We start from the raw sequence: 18,512 nt of genomic DNA on the forward strand, positions 1-18,512 counted from the left end.
TTCGTCGACCCCCTCTGAACGACGGGTGCCGCGTCGTCACGGTGGATCCAGCTCACGGCGACGGACGGGTCGGCCGACCCGTCGGCATCGTCGGTCGCAGGTGCCGGCCCCGTTCCGCCGGGCCGCGCGAGAGTCTTCTGGTCGGCAGCACAGGTCTTCAGCTCGTGGTGGTGGTTCTCGGTGTCGACCTGCGCGTCGACGTCCGGCCGGAACTCGCTGAGATCACACCGCAGGAGCTTCGAGCGCTCGTCCACCCGTCCGCGGAAAGCACGTCGTCCAGATCGTGCGAACCACCGGCTCCGCAACGAGATCCGCTCGTCGGACCGACCTCGGCCACTGCTACAAGCCGGTGGTCGTCCGGCGTCCCGTGGCAGCGGACCGCACGATCGCGTCGAGGAGCCGGTGACGTCTGACGGCGTGGGCGAAGTCCGGGGCGACGGTCGTGCCGTGGACGAGGTCGTCCCGGATCGCGGCGTAGGAGTGGGTCAGCGTGTGGATCACCGTTCCGGCCAGGTCGGGGTAGTCGTCGTAGCCGCTGGGCAACGCCAGTTCGGCGAGCTGGCCGCCACTGCGCGCACCGCGCACCGTGACCGGACCGATGTGCGGGAACTCCGCGGCGGTGACGTCGAGCATCCCCTCCGTGCCGTCGACGACCAGCGAGAAGCCCGCACCCGACGCCGCGCCGCCGCGGTGGTGTGCGGACAGAACCGCTCCGCCCGCCAGCGTGCCGGAGATCGCGATCTGGTCCTCGGCGGTCATCGGAACGACGCGCCCGGTGTCGCCGAGAGGAACCTGGCGGCGCCGGGTCGCGGTCGTGGCGACCACGTCCTGGAGCTCGCCGACGACCATCGACACCAGGTCGACGGCGTGTCCGAACGCGATCGTCAGCATCGTGGCCCCGAGCTCGCGATCGAGGGTGTAGACCGCGCGCTGCGACACCGGCGTTCCCCACTCGGTCGAGGACGCCACGACGGTGACCGAGAGCACTTCGCCCACGTACCCCCGGGACACGAGGTCCCTCAACCAGCGGAAGACGGGCGACGAGCGGCCCTGAAGGCCGACGAAGGTGCGGGTCCGCCCCGCGGCGCGCTGCATCTCCTCGGCTTCGCGCAGGTCGACGGCGAGCGGCCATTCGGTGAGCACCGGCACTCCCGCTCTCAGCACCGGCAGCACGAGTTCGCGGTGCCGGGGAACTTTGACGGCGACGACGACGAGGTCCACCTCGTCGTCACCGGCGAGCTGCTCGACCGAGGTGTACCCGGGAACGCCGTACGCCGCTTCGGCCGCACGTGCCGAGGCCTCCGAACTCGCCGCCAGCGCCCGGAGCTCGATCCCCTCGACCGCCGCCAAGGCGGGCAGGTGGCCCCCGGCCGCCCAGGCTCCCGCAGCGCTCAGACCCACGATGCCGACCCCGATCGGCCTGCGGGGATCGGACGGCGGACGATCGGTGAGCGTGGTCATGACGTCGATGATGCGGCCCCGCGTCGAAAAGATCCACAACGTGCGGTCCTCGGTCTCCCACGCCTCGTCCACCGTCGGTTCGCCCGCTCGGGCCCGGCGGTCCGATCGCCGGCGCCATCGGCCTGCTGCGGCCCCGTACCGTGGTCGACCCCGGCCTGCACGCCGCCGCGGAACCGCGGGCGAACATCGGGGGGCGTCGTGCGCGGTGAGCGCTGGCCGGTCCTCCGCGGACACGAGCCCGTGCTCCTGCGCGAGGGCGACTTCTCCCTGCTGGGCGACCCTCCACCCCACCTGCCGACCAGCAGCCTCACCGCACGACCGCGCCGCGACCGTTGTGGGAGACCGTTGTGAGAAATCGCTGTCGACGGCGTGGTGCGTCTCGGGCCCGAGGCCGAGGAGGTCACCCACCCGTGCGGTGGGCACATCTGGTTCGACGAGAACAACACCGTCGGCCGCTCTGGTCGTGGACCAGCCCGCAGCGGACCGGGCCAGGGGGGTCTCGCCGGTTCCAGCGCGGTTCGACAGCGGGCCACAGCCCGTTGCGTTCGCGCACGGCGCCGGGCCGGTTCGGTGGCGCGAGCGCACACCGGGCGGCCGCCGGCAGGCCCGGGGCGGCCTCACCGGCCGAGCACGGTGAGGCGGAGCGCGTGCGGGAAGCCGACGCGCGGCGTGGTCTCGTGGGCTCCGATGAACGGCGGAAGGTGGTCCGACGAGCCGCCGAGGTAGCTGTCGTCCATGATCACGCTGGTCCAGCGGTCGTTCTGCAGCTGCTGGGCCCGGCCGATGCCGGCGACCGGCGGCAGCGTGCGTTGCACGTCGAGCTTCCGGCCTCGCAGGTGGGCCCACACCGGGTGCGCGTCGTGCAGCGGGTCGGGCGGCACCCGGCTGGAGGTGTGGTAGCTGCGGAGGACCCTGCTCTCGTCCTCCCGCCTCCACCGGTGCACCAGGTCCAGGTAGGCGGGCCAGCCGCCGGTGCCGGGGTGGAAGCCGTCGAGGTCCCACAGCTCCCGCCAGGACCGGCGCCAGTCCCGTCTCGGGTCCTGGCCGGGACCACCGGGCACGCCCCACAGCACCGACCCCAGCGAGACGGGCCATCCCCCGTCGGGCATGAGCCTCTTGACGAAGCCCAGTCCGGTGCTGAACCCGGCGACGGCCACCTTCCCCACCGCCGGGACGGGACCGAAGTGCGTCGCCGCGACGGGCGTGACGGTCGTGCGCACGTTCGGTCCGGCCAGTTCCCTCGGCGAGCCGGTCGGCGGCCGCAGGCCGAGCCTGCTGGTGCGGCACTGGCGGTGCAGGAACAACCCGATCTCGCGGAGCGCGCGCAGCAGGCCCTCGCCACTGGCGAACGGGCCCAGCTCACCCGCGTTGCCGACGGGCACGACCAGCACGGCGCGGTTGCGCTGCGCGACCATCTGGTAGGCGAAGAAGTACTCGTCGAGCAGGTACTTCCTCGCCAGCTCCAGGTACTTCTGCAGCGGCGCGGCGGCGTTGACCAGTCCGTGGGGGTACGTCGCCGCGGTGTAGTCCGGGATCGCGGTGGTCGGGCTGTAGAACACGACGTAGTCCAGGGCGGACGGGGGCGTGTCGTGGGGCAGGTTCGGCGACCAGACCGCCACGGCGAAGCGCGGCTCGCCGGGACGGGCCGCGTGCTCCAGCCAGTAGAACCGCCCGTAGGCGGCGAGGTCCGCGGTCATCTCCTCGGCCTGCAACCGCTTCCACCCCCTCGTCCCCGGAGCCACGGGTGTCGCCGGGAGCAGTTCCGGGAGCGGCACCTGCACCTGGTGCTGGTCGTTCCAGTGCGGGAGGTAGGCCAGGACGCCGCGGAACCGCGGGGGCTCGAACAGCAGCACTCCGCCCGGATCGCGGGCCTTCGTGGCCATGAGGGCGGTGAGCTCGCCGGCCGTGCGGATCGTCGTGGGCGAGGTGTCCATCCGGCCCAGCACCACCGTCAGCAGCACGTCTGGTCCGGTGACCGACCGGCCGACCAGGGAGTTGTTCCAGGCCGAGGTGCGGAGGTCGCCGCTGAACACGCACGTCTCCCGGACGTGGTGCGAGTGGTCGACCGTCAGCGTCAGGGGCTGGGCCGGGTCCGCGACGACGGTGCTCCAGGTCCCGGACGCCAGGTCGGTGCTGCCCCGCGCGCCGCCGAGGCTCACGCCGGCGCCCGGCAGCGCCCGGTTGTTGACGTCCACGACGGTGACCGTGCAGGTGGTGGCCATCGGGGGTCACAACTGCTGGCCGGTCGTGGGGTCGTAGCGCACCGGCACCGCGACCACCTGATCGGTGGGCAGCACCTCGAACCACTGGTCGAAGACCTCGTAGGGCTCCGCGGGGCGGAAGCCGCCGTCGAGCGGGTCGAAGCCCGTCTCGAAGACCTCCTCGGTGACGACCGTGTTGGCGATGTCGGTGTTGGAAGCGCTCAGCTGCGCGGAGAGCAGGGACAGGACCTGACCGACGGTCTTGTTCCGGTACTCCTCGGGGTCCCCCTCCACGAACTGGTAGGGAACGCCGAGCGCCGCCTCGCCCTCCACGTTCGCGTCGGTGAGCCACTGGATGGCGTCGAGCTCGCGACCGGGCCGCACCGGCAGGACGGCCTTGGCCCACGCGGCGTTGAGGAACTCGTTGCGGCGCTCGTCCCCGTCGGCCTGGATCAGCCAGCCCAGCGAGCTGCCCAGCGGAGCGGGCCGGGTGTCCTCGGTGAGGAGGTAGTTCACCCGCCACTCGGGAGTGGCGTGCCCCTCCGGGTCCAGGGCGTTGGTCGGTGTGGTGTGGGAGTACCAGCTGCCCACCGTCTGCCCGTGCAGGACGGGCGGATCGGGTGTCCTGGACGGGGGCGGGGGCACCGGGTACTTGCCGACGCTGCCCTCGGTGGGGTGCGTGACGACCGTGCCCGGCCTCCAGTAGTCGGGCGCGACGAAGTAGAGCATCTCGTCCACGTCGAAGATCTGCCGCACCAGTTCCGAGTCCAGGTGCGGATCGTCGAAGAGCCGGAGCCGGTCGACGAGACTGCCGTAGACGCTCTGGCGCTCCTCGCTGCGCAGGTCCCGCGAGGGGCGGGGTCGCATCGCGCTGATCAGCTTCAGACGGTCGCGGACCGCCTCGGCGTAGGCGGCGCGCTGCAGCTCGGCCACGCGGGCCTCGTACTCGATCATGTCCAGCCGGTGCTGCTCGTGTGCCGCGTCCACCTTCGGCGGGTCCCAGGTCAGGGTGAAGGTGAGCAGGATCGGGGACAGGTCACCGGTGTTGAGGAAGTCGGCGATCACCGTGAAACCGGTCCTGGCGTCGTTGATCTTCACGGGGAGTTCGGGCACGAACGCCCTGTCGGCGCCTCCCGACTTGGCCGAGACGAGGACCGCTCGGGCCAGGGTGTAGCCCGGCGAGGGCGCGCTCGCGCCGAAGTCGGCGGTCGCGACCAGGTGGAACTCGTTGCCGTAGTCGAGGATGCGGTCGGAGCCGGGGGCGTGGATCCCGAAGTTCATGTTGATGTGCGGGTCGTTCGCGGTCTGCGGGTACTTCCGCAGGGGGAAGGGAGCGACGAACGTGGTGTCCACGGGCACCAGGGGCGGCGGTGCTTCGGGCTTCTTGATGGAGGACACGTCCGGCTCGGGAATCACGTGGACCAGGTGTCCCAGCCCGAGGTCGCGTCCCGGCGCGTCGAGGTAGACCTGCCAGCTCAGCCTGGTGCCGACGTGCTGGACCTGCACGCCGACCTTGCGCATCTTGCGCCGCAGCTCGTAGTTGACCAGCTCGTCGCCGGTGTTCTGCACGACGTAGCGGCGGCTGGAGGTGTCCGTCGTGTCGGTGACCGTCTTGAACGTCGTCGTGAAGTTCCGCTTGATCTCGCTGGCGACCTTGATGCTCTGCGCCCTGGTGTGCTTGTGCGTGTGCTCGGAGGACTTCCGCACCGTGCTGCGCAGGCCGAAGCTCGCCGTGGCGTCGGCGTGGTAGATGCCGGCGTTGACCCCGCCGGTGGCGCTGACGCCGAGGGTCGTGTCGTTGGCGTTGTCCTCCTTCACCGCGTCGGTGAGGTCGTCCTGCTCGGTCAGGCTCTCCTCGACCCGGCGGGAGCTCTCCTCCGACTGTTCGGCGGTCCGCTCGACCAGCATGCGCCGTGTGCTGGTCTCCACCAGCTCCACCGTCCCTCCCGGACTGATCCAGAGGTGGCCGACGGGTCCCCCGAGGAAGGTGTCGAACTCGAAGAAGTACTCCCTGAACAGGTTCACCAGTCCCACCGGCGAGAGCACGCCCCGCACGGCGGCGGCCCTGGCGGCCAGCGCGGTCAGCGCCTCGGTGTCCAGCGTCCGCGCCGCCTCCCCCGCGAACGCCGCGGCGTCCAGTCGCGCCAGCCGGTCGTCGCTGGTCGCCCCGGCGACGCGCAGCGAGGTCAGTCGGCCGAACCAGCCCGCCAGCGGCTGGTACACGCCGAACAGTTCGCTGGCGTGGGGAACCGTGCCGGTGAAGTCGACCGGTGGCCGGCCGGTGAACACGGCTGGCCCCGCCACCGGTCCGGGCAGGACCTGCACGGGCTGCGGGGTGCTTCCGGGGCCGCCGAGGAAGGGCACCGCTGCCAGGTTCTGGCTCGACGGTCCCCTGGCGAGCAGCACCTCGTAGGTCGTCTCGCCCGCCGGAGCCACGAAGGAGATGGTGAGAGGTCCCGGCGAGGAGATCTGCCGGCCCACGTACTGCCGGCTGGACGCGGGGTCCCGCTGGACGAAGACGCCTTCCAGCGCAGGGACACCGGGGTAGGACTCCGCGGCGCGGACCTGCACGTCACGCGGCAGCCCGAGCGCGATCCGCTGCCCGGGGGGAAGGTCACCACCGGCCCCCGGACCACCGGACTCGATCCGGTAGGACCAGATGTTCTGTCCAGGGCCGGCTCCAGGAGCGGGCACGGCCGTCCTGCCGGAGAACGTTGCTGTCAGCACGGGTCTCCTCCTGTCGCCGTGACGTCAGCGGCCGACGACGCGCGGCACGCCGAGCCGCTTGTGAGGTACTTCGAGGAAGCCGAGGCCGCCGTTGCACCCGCAGCGTCCCGTTCATCCGAACGGACCAACCGCAGCCGCCACCCGCGGCCTGGCCGGCTGATCAGCGCCAGGACCGGCGCGTCCAGGATCACCGGGTCCCGGGTCGCCTGGGGAGCGGGACGAGCACCCGGAGCGGGTTCCGCTCCGGCACGCTCGAACCACGTCCGAAGGGGGGCGGATTCGTGCGCAAGACCCCGGTCGTGGTGTCCGCGGCGGACACCCGGGAGCGCACCGACGGCTCGTCGCACCCGACCGGTCACCGGGCCGAGGAAGTGGACGGCGAGCTCGCCGTCCACCACCAGGCCACCGTCCACGTCGCCGCCGTCAAGATCCAGCCGCGCCACGTCTGAGACACCCGCTGGTCGCCACCCCGACGATGGAGCTGATGGAGTTGTCCAGCGTGGCGCCGGCCTGCCCGCCGGGCAGCACGTAGCGCAGTGTCGCCAGGTCGGGCAGCTTCTTGCCCTCGTTGTCGATGGCCGGCGTGCGGGGGGACGCCCCTGCGGTGATCTGGACGCCGGCGCCGGTGTTGGAGTTGACCCGGTTCACGACGTGGACGTGGTCGTACCCGGCCTGCGCCGCGCTCCGTGCCGAAGACGACTCGAGCACGCTGAACGTGCCCCCCGGGGGCACACAGCTTCCGCACAGGGCGTCCCCCGGGCGGCGGCACCGGGGACGCGCGGTCAGTGCGCGGGCGGTGTCGGCGGTCGCGGTGTCGCCGGTCGCGGTCGTGGCGTGCAGGGTCTCGCGGGTGCAGCGGCGGCGGTTGCGGTCACCTGCCGCGTTCCGCGCGGCGGGACGGTCCACGATCCCCTCTGCTGTCCCGTCGCACCGTGCCACGACCACCTGGCCCGCAGAAGTCACGTCCCCCGGCCGGAGACGGGACCAGGCGCGCACGAGCACGACGATCGGGCACCGGTGCCCTGCCGTCCGCGGGCCGGTGGGTCAGGCGCGGTAGCGGGCGCTCAGGACGTTCAGGACGTCCTGGTAGCGGCCCTCGGCCTCGGCGTTGCGCTGCCACTTCACCCGCTCGACGAGGACCTGCTCGGCGTCGGGCCGGGTCCGCAGCAGTTCCACGACCTCGGTGAGGAACTCCTCCAGCGGCATGGCGACGTCGCTGTTCTGCTGGTTCATCAGCGTGGTCCGGGTGGCCGGTGGGACCAGTTCGATCACCTGCACGTCGCTCTTGGTCAGCTGTACCCGCAGCGACTCGGTGAAGGAGTGGATCGCGGCCTTGGTCGCGTTGCAGGTCGGTGTGGCGGCCAGCGGCACGTAGGCCAGGCCGGAGCTGACCGTCATGATCGTCGCCGCGGGCCGGGCGAGCAGACCGGGCAGGAAGGCGTTGACCAGGCGGATCGTCCCGAGCAGGTTGACCGCGATGGTGCGCTCGGCGACGTCGAGGGATGCCGGGTCGCGCAGGTCCTCCGGTTCCATGATCCCGGCCGTGGTGATGAGGGCGTCCAGTGCCGGGTAGCGCTGGGCGAGGTCGGCCCGCGCGGCGGCGATGGAGGTCGGGTCGGTGACGTCGATCTCGACGGTGCCGATGCCGGGGTGCTCGGTGGCGATCTGCCGCAGCAGTCCGGTGCGGCGTCCGCCCACGACGACGGTGCTGCCGGCGGCCCGCAGGCGCAGGGCCAGGCCCAGGCCGATGCCGGAGGTGGCACCGGGGACGAAGACGGTGCTGCTGGTGATGTTCACGGTTTCCTTCTCGGCGTTGTCAGGTCGACGGGGTGAGGGCACGAGCGCGTGCCTGTGGACCGCGAGTCCGGTCGGACCAGCGGGGGTGGAGGGGTGAGCGCGGGTGGGGCGAGGTCAGTCGAAGGACTGCTGTCCCAGCACGGCCAGGAAGTCGAACTTCGCTGCGGCGTCGGAGCCCGCACGTGGGCGGAACAGGACCAGGCGGTGCCCGGTCGCCGGGCTGAGCACCACATCGCACTGCAGGTCCAGATCACCGACCAGGGGGTGCAGGATGCGTTTGGGTGCCGAGGACAGCGCCGCGACGTCGTGTTCCTCCCACAGGCGCGCGAACTCGCCGCTGCGGGTCAGCAGGTCTGCCACCAGTCCGTGGGCGACGACGTCGCGGGTCGCGCGCTTGGCCAGGCCGGCGCACAGATCGGCGGTGTAGGCGCGGCCGATGCGGTCGTGCTCGTCCGGGTCGTTGCGCTCACGCGAGGCCGGGTCGGCGAACCAGCGCCAGGTCACGTTCGACTCGTAGCCGGGCAGCCCGGTCCACGCACCGAACAGCACCTCGGCGGCCCGGTTCTGCGCCACGACCGTGAGCAGGTCGTCGCAGACCTGCGCCGGAGTACCGTCCAGCACGTCGAGCAGGTACTGCATCGCCGGATCGACGTGGGCCAGCGGGGAGTGCGGCTCGGGCGGACGCTGACCGGCGAGGCGGAACAGGTGCAGCTGTTCCTCACCGCTCAGGCGCATCGCCCTGGCCAGACTCGCCAGAGCCGCCTCCGACGGGGTCCTCACCCGTCCCTGCTCCAAGCGGGAGTAGTAGTCCGAGGACAGGGTGGCCAGCAGCGCGACCTCTTCACGTCGCAGACCGGGAGTGCGACGCCGACCGCCGGAGCTCAGGCCCACGTCCTGGGGACGCAGCCGCTCACGCCGCGAGCGCAGGAACTCACCCAGCGCGTTGCGCTCCTCCATCACCGCCTCCCGTCCGTTCACGCGGTGACACCAGTGTCGGCCAGCCCGACACCAGCGGCCAGGTCACGTTCAACCGGGGACCGCCAGACCCACCCACCACCACCCGTGCGACGCAGCACGCACAGGTGGCCCCGTCGGCGACGAGTGGGCTCAGACACGTCCTCGTGGACGCTCACCCCGATCTGGCAGTTCGCGACCTCGCCCCAGGTGCCGCAGTACCGCCGGGTCACGCCCGGCGAGCCGGTGCCGTCCTCCGGGGACCCGGTGTCGTCGAACACCCGCGCGACCGGGTCGACGAGCTCGACCGCCCGGCGGGCCAGCCGCGCCCGCACCGCCGCGGCCGGGCCAGCGTTCCGGCACACGCGCCCTGTCGTGCTCCTCCACCGGAACACGGCGCCGAACGTGCGGACAGCGAGGCGCGAGGCTGTGGACGGCACCGGCTGCGGATCGACGCGGAGCAAGCCGCAGCGGACCGGGTCCCCGAACGAGGCACCGGGGAACGCGCGATCTGAGACCGGTCGTCGAGCGCCTCACCGCCGGGAGCGGCTGTCGACGAGCTCGTTGCGCAGGCGGGCGGCGTCGCGCATCGGCGGCAGGCCGTAGGCGCGGCGGTACTCGCGGGTGAACTGGGTGGCGCTGACGTAGCCGACGGCCTCGGCGGTGTGCGCGGCCGTGGTGTCGCCCGCCACCAGCAGGCGCCGCGCTTCCTGCAGTCGCAGGTGCTTCTGGAACCGCAGCGGACTCATGCCGGTGGTGACCTTGAAGTGCCGGTGCAGGGTGGCCGGGCTCATGTGCGCGACGGCCGCGACCTGCTGCACGGTGATGGGCTCGCTGAAGTGCGCTGTGATCCAGTCGGCCGCGGCGCGCACCCTGGTCAAGGCCGAGCCGGTGGCCGCGAACTGGCGCAGGGTCGGACCGAGCGGGCTGCCGAGCAGGCGGTAGAGGATCTCGACCTCCACGCGGGCGGCCAGCGGCCGGATGTCACCGGGGGTGTCGAGCAGCCGCACCCAGCGGGTGACGGCGTCGAGCAGTTCCGGGCCCATCGTGGCGGAGACCGTGCCCGCGACCGCGGCGGCCGGGTCCTCACCGTCGAGTTCGAGCAGCAGGCCGGCCAGAACGGGTCCGTCCAGGTGCAGCACGACCGAGCGGTAGGGCACCTCCTCGAACACGGCGGTCACCGGCAGGTGCAGCGAGTTGAGGAACATCTCGCCGCGACGCGCCAACCGGCTGTGCTCCCCCGTGATGGTGCGCTTGGCTCCCTCGGCGATGAAGCACACCATCGGCTCGTAGCGCACGTCGAGGGGGTTGATCACCTCGTCGAGGGCGACCACCCCGAGCCGGGGCACGGCGGTGGCGCCGGACCACAGGCCGTTGCGGTGACGGCTCACGGCTGCCGCGAGCTGGTCGAGCACGGGCCACTCCGAACGGGGGGGTTGAGAGGATCGGGCAATCCTATGCGGTTCACCGCCCATGCCGACAGGCCGGGCGGGTCCTAACGTCGAGGACATGACACAGCAGAACCTGCCCACGCGCGTGCTCGGCACGCAGGGCTTGGAGGTCGGCGCGATCGGCCTCGGCACGATGGGCATGACGATGGCCTACGGCGCGGGCGACGAGGCGGGCGGCATCGCCACCATCCGCCGCGCCCACGAGCTGGGCGTCACCCTGTTCGACACCGCCGAGTTGTACGGCATGGGCACCGGCAGCAACGAGCGGCTGCTGGGTCGGGCGGTGGCCGGATTCCGCGACGAGGTCGTGCTCGCCACGAAGTTCGGCTTCGACCTGACCGACCCGGCGAACGTGGGCGCGGCACTCGACAGCAGGCCCGAGCACATCCGCGAGGTCACCGAGAACAGCCTCCGCCACCTGGGCACCGACCACGTCGACGTCCTCTACCAGCACCGGGTGGACCCGGACGTGCCGATCGAGGACGTGGCGGGCACGGTCGGCGAGCTGGTCGCCGAGGGCAAGGTCCGCTTCTTCGGGCTCAGCGAGGCGGGCCCGGACGTGCTGCGGCGCGCGCACGCCGTGCACCCGGTGTCGGTGCTGCAGACCGAGTACTCGGTGTTCGAGCGCGCGGTCGAGGTCGAGGTGCTGCCGGTGGTGCGCGAGCTGGGCATCGGGTTCGTGCCGTACTCGCCGCTGGGCCGCGGGTTCCTGACCTCGGCGGTGAAACCGGCGGCGCAGTACCCGGCGGACGACATGCGCAGCTGGGACGACCGGTGGCAGCCGGGCAACTACGAGCGCAACATCGCCGCGGTCGAGGCGCTGACCGCGCTGGCGCGGGAGAAGGACGCGACGGTGACACAACTCGCGCTGGCGTGGCTGCTGGCCCGGGGCGAGGACGTCGTACCGATCCCGGGCACGCGCAGCCCGGACCGCGTGGCGGAGAACGTGGCGGCGGCGCACGTGGTGCTGACGACGGAGGACCTGGCGCGGGTGCAGGAGGTCCTGCCCACGGGTGCGGCCGGTTCCCGCTACCCCGAGGCGATCATGCCGACCTGGTGAGGTGGTGATCGGTCGGCCGAGGTGATGACCGCCTCGCAACGCCGCCCCGACGGGCGGTGACGTCGGCGGTGAGCCGCACAGCACGGCCGCCAGCACGAACGCCGCGGTGGCCGTCGCGGCACCGCCGCAGATCGTCCTGCGGGGAACCCGGTCTGGAACCTCCGGGGCGATCTCGCGGTTCTGCGAGCAGTCCGGAGACAACCCGCGACGGAGCCACCCACCTCCGCCCCCGCACTCCCCTCGGCCGACTGCCGAGGGGAGTGCGGGGGCGCTGGTGGTTCGGCGTTCGTGTGTCCGGGACGTCGACCCGAGCCAGCAGCGACCGGGTGCACTCGTGCCGGTGCTCAGGTCGGTGTCCCCGCACGGCGGGGACGACGGTGGCCAGGGGTGAGCGCCGGTGGCCGGGACGGGGCACTGGGCAGCGTGCGCACCGGGCTCGGACGAGATGCCCGGAGGCACGCTGTCAGATGGTGGCCTTCGGGTGCGCGGGACTGAGGTGGTGGACGGTGCTCTGGGCGGAGTGTCCGGCGAGCAGGTCCTGCAGTTCACCGGCGGCGGTGGTGAGGAGTTGGCCGTCGCGGCTGGCGTGCAGGGTTTCGAGGATGAACGTGACGCGGGTGGAGTCCTCGGTGACGCGGGTGCGGTGGGCGTCGCGGTGGTTCCAGTGGCGGGTGAGGACGTCGGCGGTGTCCGCGTAGATGATCTCTCCGGCCTTGGGGTGCTCCACCGTGTCGGGTTCGCCGAGCGGGATGAAGGTCTCGGTGCCCTCGGCGTGGCGGATCTCGACGTCGCCGGTGACGTGGTCGAGGTCGAAGGCGCCTGCGGGCAGGCCGTGGCGGACGGAGACGACGTTGTAGGAGTCGACGGCCGGGTTGATCCGAGGCAGGGTGCCCTTCTTCGCCATGCGGCGGCCGAGCGCGTCGACGCTGGGGCGGACACGGCGGGGGTTGGTGCCGAAGGAGCGGTAGGCCGTGTGCCACGCCTCGATGCGCGGGTCGTTCTCGTCGGCGGGAGTCCAGACGCCGGTGGCGAGCTGCCGTTCCAGGTCCTCCAGGGCGGCGGTGGTGGCGGGCCAGGTTTCGTGGCCGCGCAGGCCGGTGACGGTGACGACGGCGATGAGGGTGTCGGGAAAGGCGTCGGCGACGGCGGGGCTGAGGAGGAAGGTGGTCATCGCGTAGAGGGGTTCCGTTTCGGATGTCGAGCGGACTGGGGCGGTGCGGTCACGTGCAGCGCTGCGGTGTGCTCGCCTCCACCGTCGTGGGCCTGGCGACTCCTCCAGCGAGATCCACGCATCCCGCGAGGTCAACGACGCCGAGGCGCGCGGAAGCGGGAACGCCGAGTCGGAGACGTCCTGTCCTCGGCGCCGGTGGTGGCCGCGTGGAGCCGGACCGGCTCGGAGTCGGGCCTGCGCCGTGCCCGGGTTCGCAGCCTAACCGATGCGGCCGTCCCCGGGAGGAGCGAGCAGGAGGTGCTGACGCAGGGCGTGGAAGTCCGTTGACAGAGCTCCCAGCACAACGTGCTGCCGGTGTCGTCGCGCCGGTTTCGCGATCCCGGGGGCCGCGGACCGGGCCGAGCCCGGTCGACCGCGGCCGGGCGGGCGGCGAGCACCACCTGGTCACCGGCGGCGCGGGCGTCCCGCTGGCAGTGGTCCTCACCGGCGGCGACGCCGTCGCATCGGTGCGCGGCACACGCGGACGACCACGCCACCGACCGGGCACCCTGTTCGCCGACCGCGTCTGCGACAGCGACCCGCACCGCGAAGCGCTGCGGCAGCGGAGGATCGGGCCGTTCGTCACCCGACCCGGCACACCGCACGGCTCAGGCTCGCGCGTCGCGCGCCGGGTGGTGGAACGCAGCAACTCCCGGCCGCACCGGTTCCGGCGCCTGCGCGCCCGCTGGGAACACCGCGCCGACATCCACGAAGCCTTCCTCCCGCTCGCCCGCGCCTCATCCACCACCGACGCCCCGGGCATTCTGACAGAAGGTCTCATCACGACGAAGTGCTGCTGGAGCACCGGGAAGCGGGTGCACCGGTGCCTCGGCCGCGCTGCGTTCGGCCGGAGAGAGCGCGGTCTCCGCGAGCAGGTCGAGACAGCTCGCGGAGACCGCGGATGGCGGTGGAGCGGGTGCGGGTGCGGGTGCTCTCAGTAGTCGAAGGCGGGGTCGGCCCAGTTGTGCCACTCGTCCCAGACCCTGTGGGTTCCGGAACGATTGGGGCCGGCGTTCTTCGCCCGTTCGCCGGTGTGCTCGTCGACGGTGATCATGTACTTCCAGGCGTCGTGTTCTGTGGCGCCCGCGGTCGTAAAGGGGAAGTTGAAGAAGTGGCCGCGCCAGTTGTTCGTCGTGACCAGCAGCGTGTGCAGTGCCCGCACGGTGGTGTAGTTGTGCGGGTGGTCGAGATCGCTGAGGTAGGAAATGCCGTCTGCGGCATCTCCCCAGAACACGACCTGGGTGTGCTTCGGAAACTCGGCCTTGTGGTCGCGGGAGTGGCGTTCGAGGTCGGACAACCCCATGTCCTGCCGCAGGAAGCGGATCTGCTCCGGTGCGGTGCGGGTCGATTCGAGGCCGACGTAGTGGCGCCACCGGGGGTTGTACCTCGCGAGCCGGTTCTCCTCCTGGCTCTTCATGTGCTTGTAGATGAAGGCGAAGTGCGACGTCTGGCTCTGCATCTTCTTCAGCCACGCCCGGCCGCCCTGGTGGATGTTCCTGAAGTATCCCCCCATCGCCGCGCCGGGCATCATCAGGGTGTGCGTCTTGAGCCAGTTCCCGGTCTTGGCGTTGATGCCCCGTGCGATGTGCAGAGCGCGTTCCCGGACCTGCGCGGTGTTCTCCAGGTTCGTCTCGACCGGCATGACGCCCTGCAACGAGGTGATTCCCTCGTTCTTGGCCCGGTTGACGATCCCGCTCATGTCGTCGACGAACTTGTCCGCGTTCACCGTGAGCTTCCCGTCGTTCTGAAGCCACACGCGCTGGTAGAGGTAGACGTTCACCCCCTGTCGGTTCAGTTCTCCGAGCAGCGCCATCACCTCCTCGTCGCGCTGGGCCCGCGTTCTGTTGATCTCAGCCAGATCCGGGTCGGCGAGCATCCGCAGTGTCACCGTGCGGAATCCGTTGTTCTGCAGCGAGTAGGCGGCCGTGGCGTAGGAAATCCCTCGGGTGTCGAACGTGATCCCCAGGTGATCGGTTTCACCGCCCAACCACTCCGTCTTCCACTTCAGGCCCTGCACGGCTCCCGGGTCCTGTGCTCGTTCTGCGATCCCCGGAACGGACGTCGGGGCGGAGGTCGTCCCACCGGCCGCCGGAGCGCTTCCCGCTCCCAGCGAACTGCCCACCACCGCCACGGCGATGGCGATTCCCGCCAGTCGTGACTTCTTCGTCCGGCCGGTCGTGGCCTGCGCGCCGACCGGCATCACAATTCTTCGCACCTGTTTCCCCCGATTCTCGCTGCAGCGTCTCGTGGCGCCTGCTGAGCACGGTAGGCGGCATATCACCCTACGGTGCAGAACACCGCCCGAACGAGTGACAGCATCCCGACGCACTTCCGCGCACACATCTCGCGCTCGCCCTTCGCCGCCGCGTCAGCACAGCGCGAGAAGAGCCGAACACCCCACCTGAAACGCGCGTGCACCCGTTTGCCGCATCGCACCGGATTTCACGCACCCTTTTGCCGGAATTCTCCACTCCGGGTATCACCGGTGGGCCGCGGGGGTGAGGCGAACAAACGTTCAGCCCTTGGATGGTCACCTCTTTCAGAGCAACGGTGAGTCCGTGGAGTGTGCAGTGCTCGTGGCGACCGGCGCCACGCCGCGGTGTTCGGGGTACGCGCCGGACGGTCCGACGGGCCTCGACCCCGGACGTTGGACTCCAGACACACCTGGACCTCGATGGTCGGGGGTGAACCGGAGTCCTGCGGGGAACCACACTCCTCGCCCCCGTCACGCTCAGGGACAGACGGCACGGGGGCGGGCTGTGCGGGGAGCGAGGACGCGAGCGCTCTCTCGCATCGCCGCACGACACCAGGAGATCGAGCGCCCACGTGCTCGGGTCGGAGCAGGGAAACGGCAACCGAGGAACATCCGTGTCCTCAGAGGTTTCTGGCGCGGCCAGAGGGAGACCGCGCTGTTCTGCCAGCGGCGAACCCCGGCCCGACCGTGCCCGTCGATCGCTACCGTCCGCTCCCATGACGACGATCACCACGCGCACGGTCGAGTACCCGGCCGACGGCCTGACGATGCGCGGGCACCTCGCGCTTCCGGCCGGTACCGACCGCAGGCCCGCAGTGCTGCTCGGACCAGAGGGCACGGGGCTCAGCGACGTCGAGCGCCGCCGGGCCGACACCCTCGCCGAACTGGGGTACGTGGCGCTTGCCTTCGACATCCACGGCGGACGCTATCTGAGCGACCCCGAGGAGATGCTGGCCCGTTGCACGCCGTTGCTCGCCGACCCCGACCGGATGCGGGGCATCGGCCACGCGGCGCTCGACGTGCTGCGCGCCGAACCGCGGATCGACCCCGACCGGATCGCCGCCGTCGGCTACGGCACCGGCGGCGTGATCGCGCTGGAACTCGGGCGCGACGGCGTCGACCTGCGCGCGATCGGGACCGTCAACGGACTGACCACCGGCCGACCGGACGAGGCGGCGCGCATCCGCTGTCCGGTGTGGGCCGGGGTCGGGTCGGAAGACCCGATCATGCCGCCCGCGCAACGGGACGCGTTCACGGCCGAGATGCAGGCCGCGGGCGTCGACTGGCGCCTCGTGGTCTACGGCGGCGCCTTGCACGCCTTCCACCACCCGCCGGTCGACCACACCGTGCTCCCCGGCGTCGGACACCACCCGCGGCATGCGCAGCGGGCCTGGCACGACGTCGTCGACCTGCTCGCCGAGTGCCTGCCCGTGACGGAGTGATCTGGTCGATCCGCACTCGGGCACCCACTGCACGGTGAGGCTGCGCCGCGGAACGCTGCTGCTGCGGCCCGCAGTTCGGCGATCGGACGGCTGTCGGCGCCGACCGGATCGGCCTGGTCCACCCGGCGTGCACGACCGCGTCGCCCTCGTCCAGGCCCGCGCACCCCGTCGCCCCGATGACGAGGACCCGCACCCGGTGCTCCTGGAACTGTCGGTGCCGGGAAGGGAGGTCAGTCGGCGTCGGGCCCGAAGAAGCGGGCCAGGCGGGCGGCGAGCCAGCGGGGGTTGTCCGCGCCGATGGTGTGCGCGCTGCCGGGAACCACGTCCGCACGCACGTCGCGGGCCGCCTCGCGGGCGCCATCCAGCAGGGGTTGCTGCGGCAGGCCGTGCTCACCGTTGAGCACGAGCACGGGCATGCTCAAGCGGGCACCGGCGCGGGCGGCCCGGCCGTCCTCGACCAGGGTGGCGTAGTGCTCGAACCCGCCGCGCATCGCGTCCGGTGCCCGGTGGACACGCAGCAGTTCGGCCCGGTCGGCAGCGGTGATGCCGCCGGCCGTCATCAGCGACCAGAACCTCTCGAGGTACTGCTCCTCCCGGCCCGCGGTCAGTTCGGCGGCGAGTTCGGTCTGAGCGTGGAACCCGAAGTGCCAGTGGCCGCCGGTGGCCACGTTCATGCGCTCCTCCAGACCGAAACCGGGCAGGAACGCCTCGGACAGGACCAGTCGCCGGATCTCACCGGAGCGGGCCTGAGCCCAGGCGTGCGCGGTCATGGTCCCGACGTCGGTGCCCACCAGGTTCAGCTCGGTCAGGCCCAGGGACCGCACCAGCTGGTGCAGGTCTTCGGCTTCCTCCCGCTTGGTCCAGTGCCCGGCCGGCTTGTCCGAGTGCCCCGATCCGCGCAGATCCGGCGCGATGACGGTGAACCCGGCCTCGGCCAGCAGGGGCAGCGTTGCTCGCCACTCGAGCCAGGTGAACGGCCAGCCGTGCAGCAGGACCACGGCCGGACCCTCGCCGCCCAGCACGTAGTGGATGCGAACGCCGTTGACGTGCGCGTACTCGTGGCGGAAGCCCGGCAGTCCCGCGACTTCGCCGGGGGGAACCGCGCTGCGCGTCGATGGTGTGGTCATGACACTCCTTTTGCTTGCCCAGGCAACAATAGCCTCTTTGTCCTTGCCTGGGCAAGCAATGTGTGGCTGGCACCGCTCAGCGTCGCCGCGGCCACGTCGTGCCAGCGGCCGCAGGTGCCCGCTGCGCGCCTCCGGCCGTCCGGCCGAGAACGCGGCGGCCGACCGCGAGTCGGGAGCAGGGCGAGTGCACCGGGTCGTCGCGTTCAGTCCGAGCGGCGGCGGGGCGCGGCCGAGCGGGGTGGCGTCGAGCGCATGTGGTCGCGCACCGGCGCCAGCAGACGGGCGAGGACCGTGACGTCGTCACGGGACAGCGGTGCGAACAGCAGGCTGCTGACCACCTCGACGTGACCGGGCAACACCTGCGCGAGCAGCGCACGTCCGGCGTCGGTGATGGTGACGGTGACGCTGCGCTCGTCGTCCGGAGAAGGGGCGCGCACGACCAGACCCGCCTTCTCCAGCAGCCCCGCCTGGTAGGTCAGGCCGCTGCGGCTGTAGACGACGCCGTCAGCCAGGTCGGTCATGCGGTGACCGCCCGTCGGCGAGTCCCCGAGCCGGGCCAGCAGCTGGAACTGCACGTAGCTGAGGTCGCCGGCTTCGCGCAACTGCTGCTCGACCGCGTGGCGGAGCAGGCTGGTCACCTCGATGAGGTCGAAGTAGGCGCCGAGCTGCACGGAGTCGAGCGACGGCGGCGAATCAGGCATGATCGCAGTTTACTGCTTCGAATTCAAATGGTGCGTTGTGACGCCGTTCCGACCGCCACGACCCTGCCGGGCCGCGTCGGGTGCGGGTGTCCCCGCGCCCGCCTGCTCCGCGAACACGGCGGACACG

14 protein-coding genes and 1 pseudogene are annotated in these 18,512 nt (G+C 71.7%); 3 read left to right on the forward strand and 12 right to left on the reverse strand.

Annotation, left to right across the window (positions count from 1 at the left end; translation table 11 throughout):
- Positions 1 to 339: 339 nt before the first annotated feature.
- From IMZ35_RS21865 to IMZ35_RS21875, 3 genes are all read right to left on the reverse strand, one after another.
- Positions 340 to 1,461, reverse strand: a complete 1,122-nt coding sequence (locus IMZ35_RS21865) for a Gfo/Idh/MocA family protein (RefSeq protein WP_199443022.1) — start codon at positions 1,459 to 1,461, stop codon at positions 340 to 342.
- 617 nt (positions 1,462 to 2,078) lie between these two features.
- Positions 2,079 to 3,683, reverse strand: a complete 1,605-nt coding sequence (locus IMZ35_RS21870; RefSeq protein WP_199443023.1) for a hypothetical protein — start codon at positions 3,681 to 3,683, stop codon at positions 2,079 to 2,081.
- Positions 3,684 to 3,689: 6 nt separating this feature from the next.
- Complete coding sequence (locus IMZ35_RS21875) at positions 3,690 to 6,389, reverse strand: hypothetical protein (protein WP_199443024.1); 2,700 nt, start codon at positions 6,387 to 6,389, stop codon at positions 3,690 to 3,692.
- A gap of 281 nt (positions 6,390 to 6,670) precedes the next feature.
- Here IMZ35_RS21875 and IMZ35_RS21880 point away from each other — a divergent pair, with 281 nt between their 5' ends.
- Positions 6,671 to 6,838, forward strand: a complete 168-nt coding sequence (locus IMZ35_RS21880; RefSeq protein WP_199443025.1) for a hypothetical protein — start codon at positions 6,671 to 6,673, stop codon at positions 6,836 to 6,838.
- On the opposite strand, the gene IMZ35_RS21885 is transcribed toward IMZ35_RS21880, so the two are convergent.
- The 5 genes and pseudogenes from IMZ35_RS21885 to IMZ35_RS21905 form a co-directional block, all read right to left on the reverse strand.
- Positions 6,813 to 7,097 carry a hypothetical protein gene (locus IMZ35_RS21885; protein ID WP_199443026.1) on the reverse strand — a complete coding sequence of 95 codons (285 nt, stop codon included), beginning with the start codon at positions 7,095 to 7,097 and terminating at the stop codon, positions 6,813 to 6,815. The two genes, IMZ35_RS21880 and IMZ35_RS21885, sit on opposite strands and share 26 nt — an antisense overlap.
- A gap of 336 nt (positions 7,098 to 7,433) precedes the next feature.
- The gene (locus IMZ35_RS21890; RefSeq protein ID WP_199443027.1) at positions 7,434 to 8,186 is read right to left on the reverse strand and encodes an SDR family oxidoreductase; all 753 of its coding nucleotides are present in this window, start codon (positions 8,184 to 8,186) and stop codon (positions 7,434 to 7,436) included.
- Positions 8,187 to 8,300: 114 nt separating this feature from the next.
- Positions 8,301 to 9,164, reverse strand: a complete 864-nt coding sequence (locus IMZ35_RS21895; RefSeq protein ID WP_199443028.1) for a helix-turn-helix transcriptional regulator — start codon at positions 9,162 to 9,164, stop codon at positions 8,301 to 8,303.
- Between the two features lie 143 nt (positions 9,165 to 9,307).
- A pseudogene (locus IMZ35_RS32290) lies at positions 9,308 to 9,478 on the reverse strand (transposase); the annotation flags it as partial.
- A gap of 195 nt (positions 9,479 to 9,673) precedes the next feature.
- On the reverse strand, positions 9,674 to 10,555 hold the full coding sequence (locus IMZ35_RS21905; protein WP_199443030.1) for an AraC family transcriptional regulator: 882 nt from the start codon (positions 10,553 to 10,555) through the stop codon (positions 9,674 to 9,676).
- A gap of 94 nt (positions 10,556 to 10,649) precedes the next feature.
- Between IMZ35_RS21905 and IMZ35_RS21910 the strand changes: the two genes are divergently transcribed.
- Entirely contained in the window at positions 10,650 to 11,651 is a 1,002-nt protein-coding gene (locus IMZ35_RS21910; protein WP_199443031.1) for an aldo/keto reductase, read from the forward strand.
- A 463-nt stretch (positions 11,652 to 12,114) separates the two neighbouring features.
- Here the strand turns inward: IMZ35_RS21910 and IMZ35_RS21915 are convergent, their stop codons facing one another.
- Positions 12,115 to 12,822 (reverse strand): B3/B4 domain-containing protein, encoded by a 708-nt coding sequence (locus tag IMZ35_RS21915; protein ID WP_199443032.1) that lies wholly within the window; start codon positions 12,820 to 12,822, stop codon positions 12,115 to 12,117.
- A gap of 973 nt (positions 12,823 to 13,795) precedes the next feature.
- A complete protein-coding gene (locus tag IMZ35_RS21920; protein ID WP_199443033.1) occupies positions 13,796 to 15,064 on the reverse strand; it encodes a hypothetical protein in 1,269 nt (422 codons plus the stop codon).
- Positions 15,065 to 15,831: 767 nt separating this feature from the next.
- Between IMZ35_RS21920 and IMZ35_RS21925 the strand changes: the two genes are divergently transcribed.
- Complete coding sequence (locus IMZ35_RS21925; protein ID WP_199443034.1) at positions 15,832 to 16,557, forward strand: dienelactone hydrolase family protein; 726 nt, start codon at positions 15,832 to 15,834, stop codon at positions 16,555 to 16,557.
- 230 nt (positions 16,558 to 16,787) lie between these two features.
- Here IMZ35_RS21925 and IMZ35_RS21930 read toward each other — a convergent pair whose 3' ends face one another.
- Both IMZ35_RS21930 and IMZ35_RS21935 read right to left on the reverse strand, forming a co-directional pair.
- Positions 16,788 to 17,684: an alpha/beta fold hydrolase gene (locus IMZ35_RS21930; RefSeq protein ID WP_199443035.1), complete on the reverse strand. Its 897-nt coding sequence runs from the start codon at positions 17,682 to 17,684 to the stop codon at positions 16,788 to 16,790.
- A gap of 203 nt (positions 17,685 to 17,887) precedes the next feature.
- Positions 17,888 to 18,385 (reverse strand): MarR family winged helix-turn-helix transcriptional regulator, encoded by a 498-nt coding sequence (locus IMZ35_RS21935; RefSeq protein WP_199443036.1) that lies wholly within the window; start codon positions 18,383 to 18,385, stop codon positions 17,888 to 17,890.
- Positions 18,386 to 18,512: the final 127 nt, after the last annotated feature.

Origin of the sequence: Umezawaea beigongshangensis (genome assembly GCF_016464305.1) — a bacterium.
GTDB classification, from domain to species: Bacteria; Actinomycetota; Actinomycetes; order Mycobacteriales; family Pseudonocardiaceae; genus Umezawaea_A; species Umezawaea_A beigongshangensis.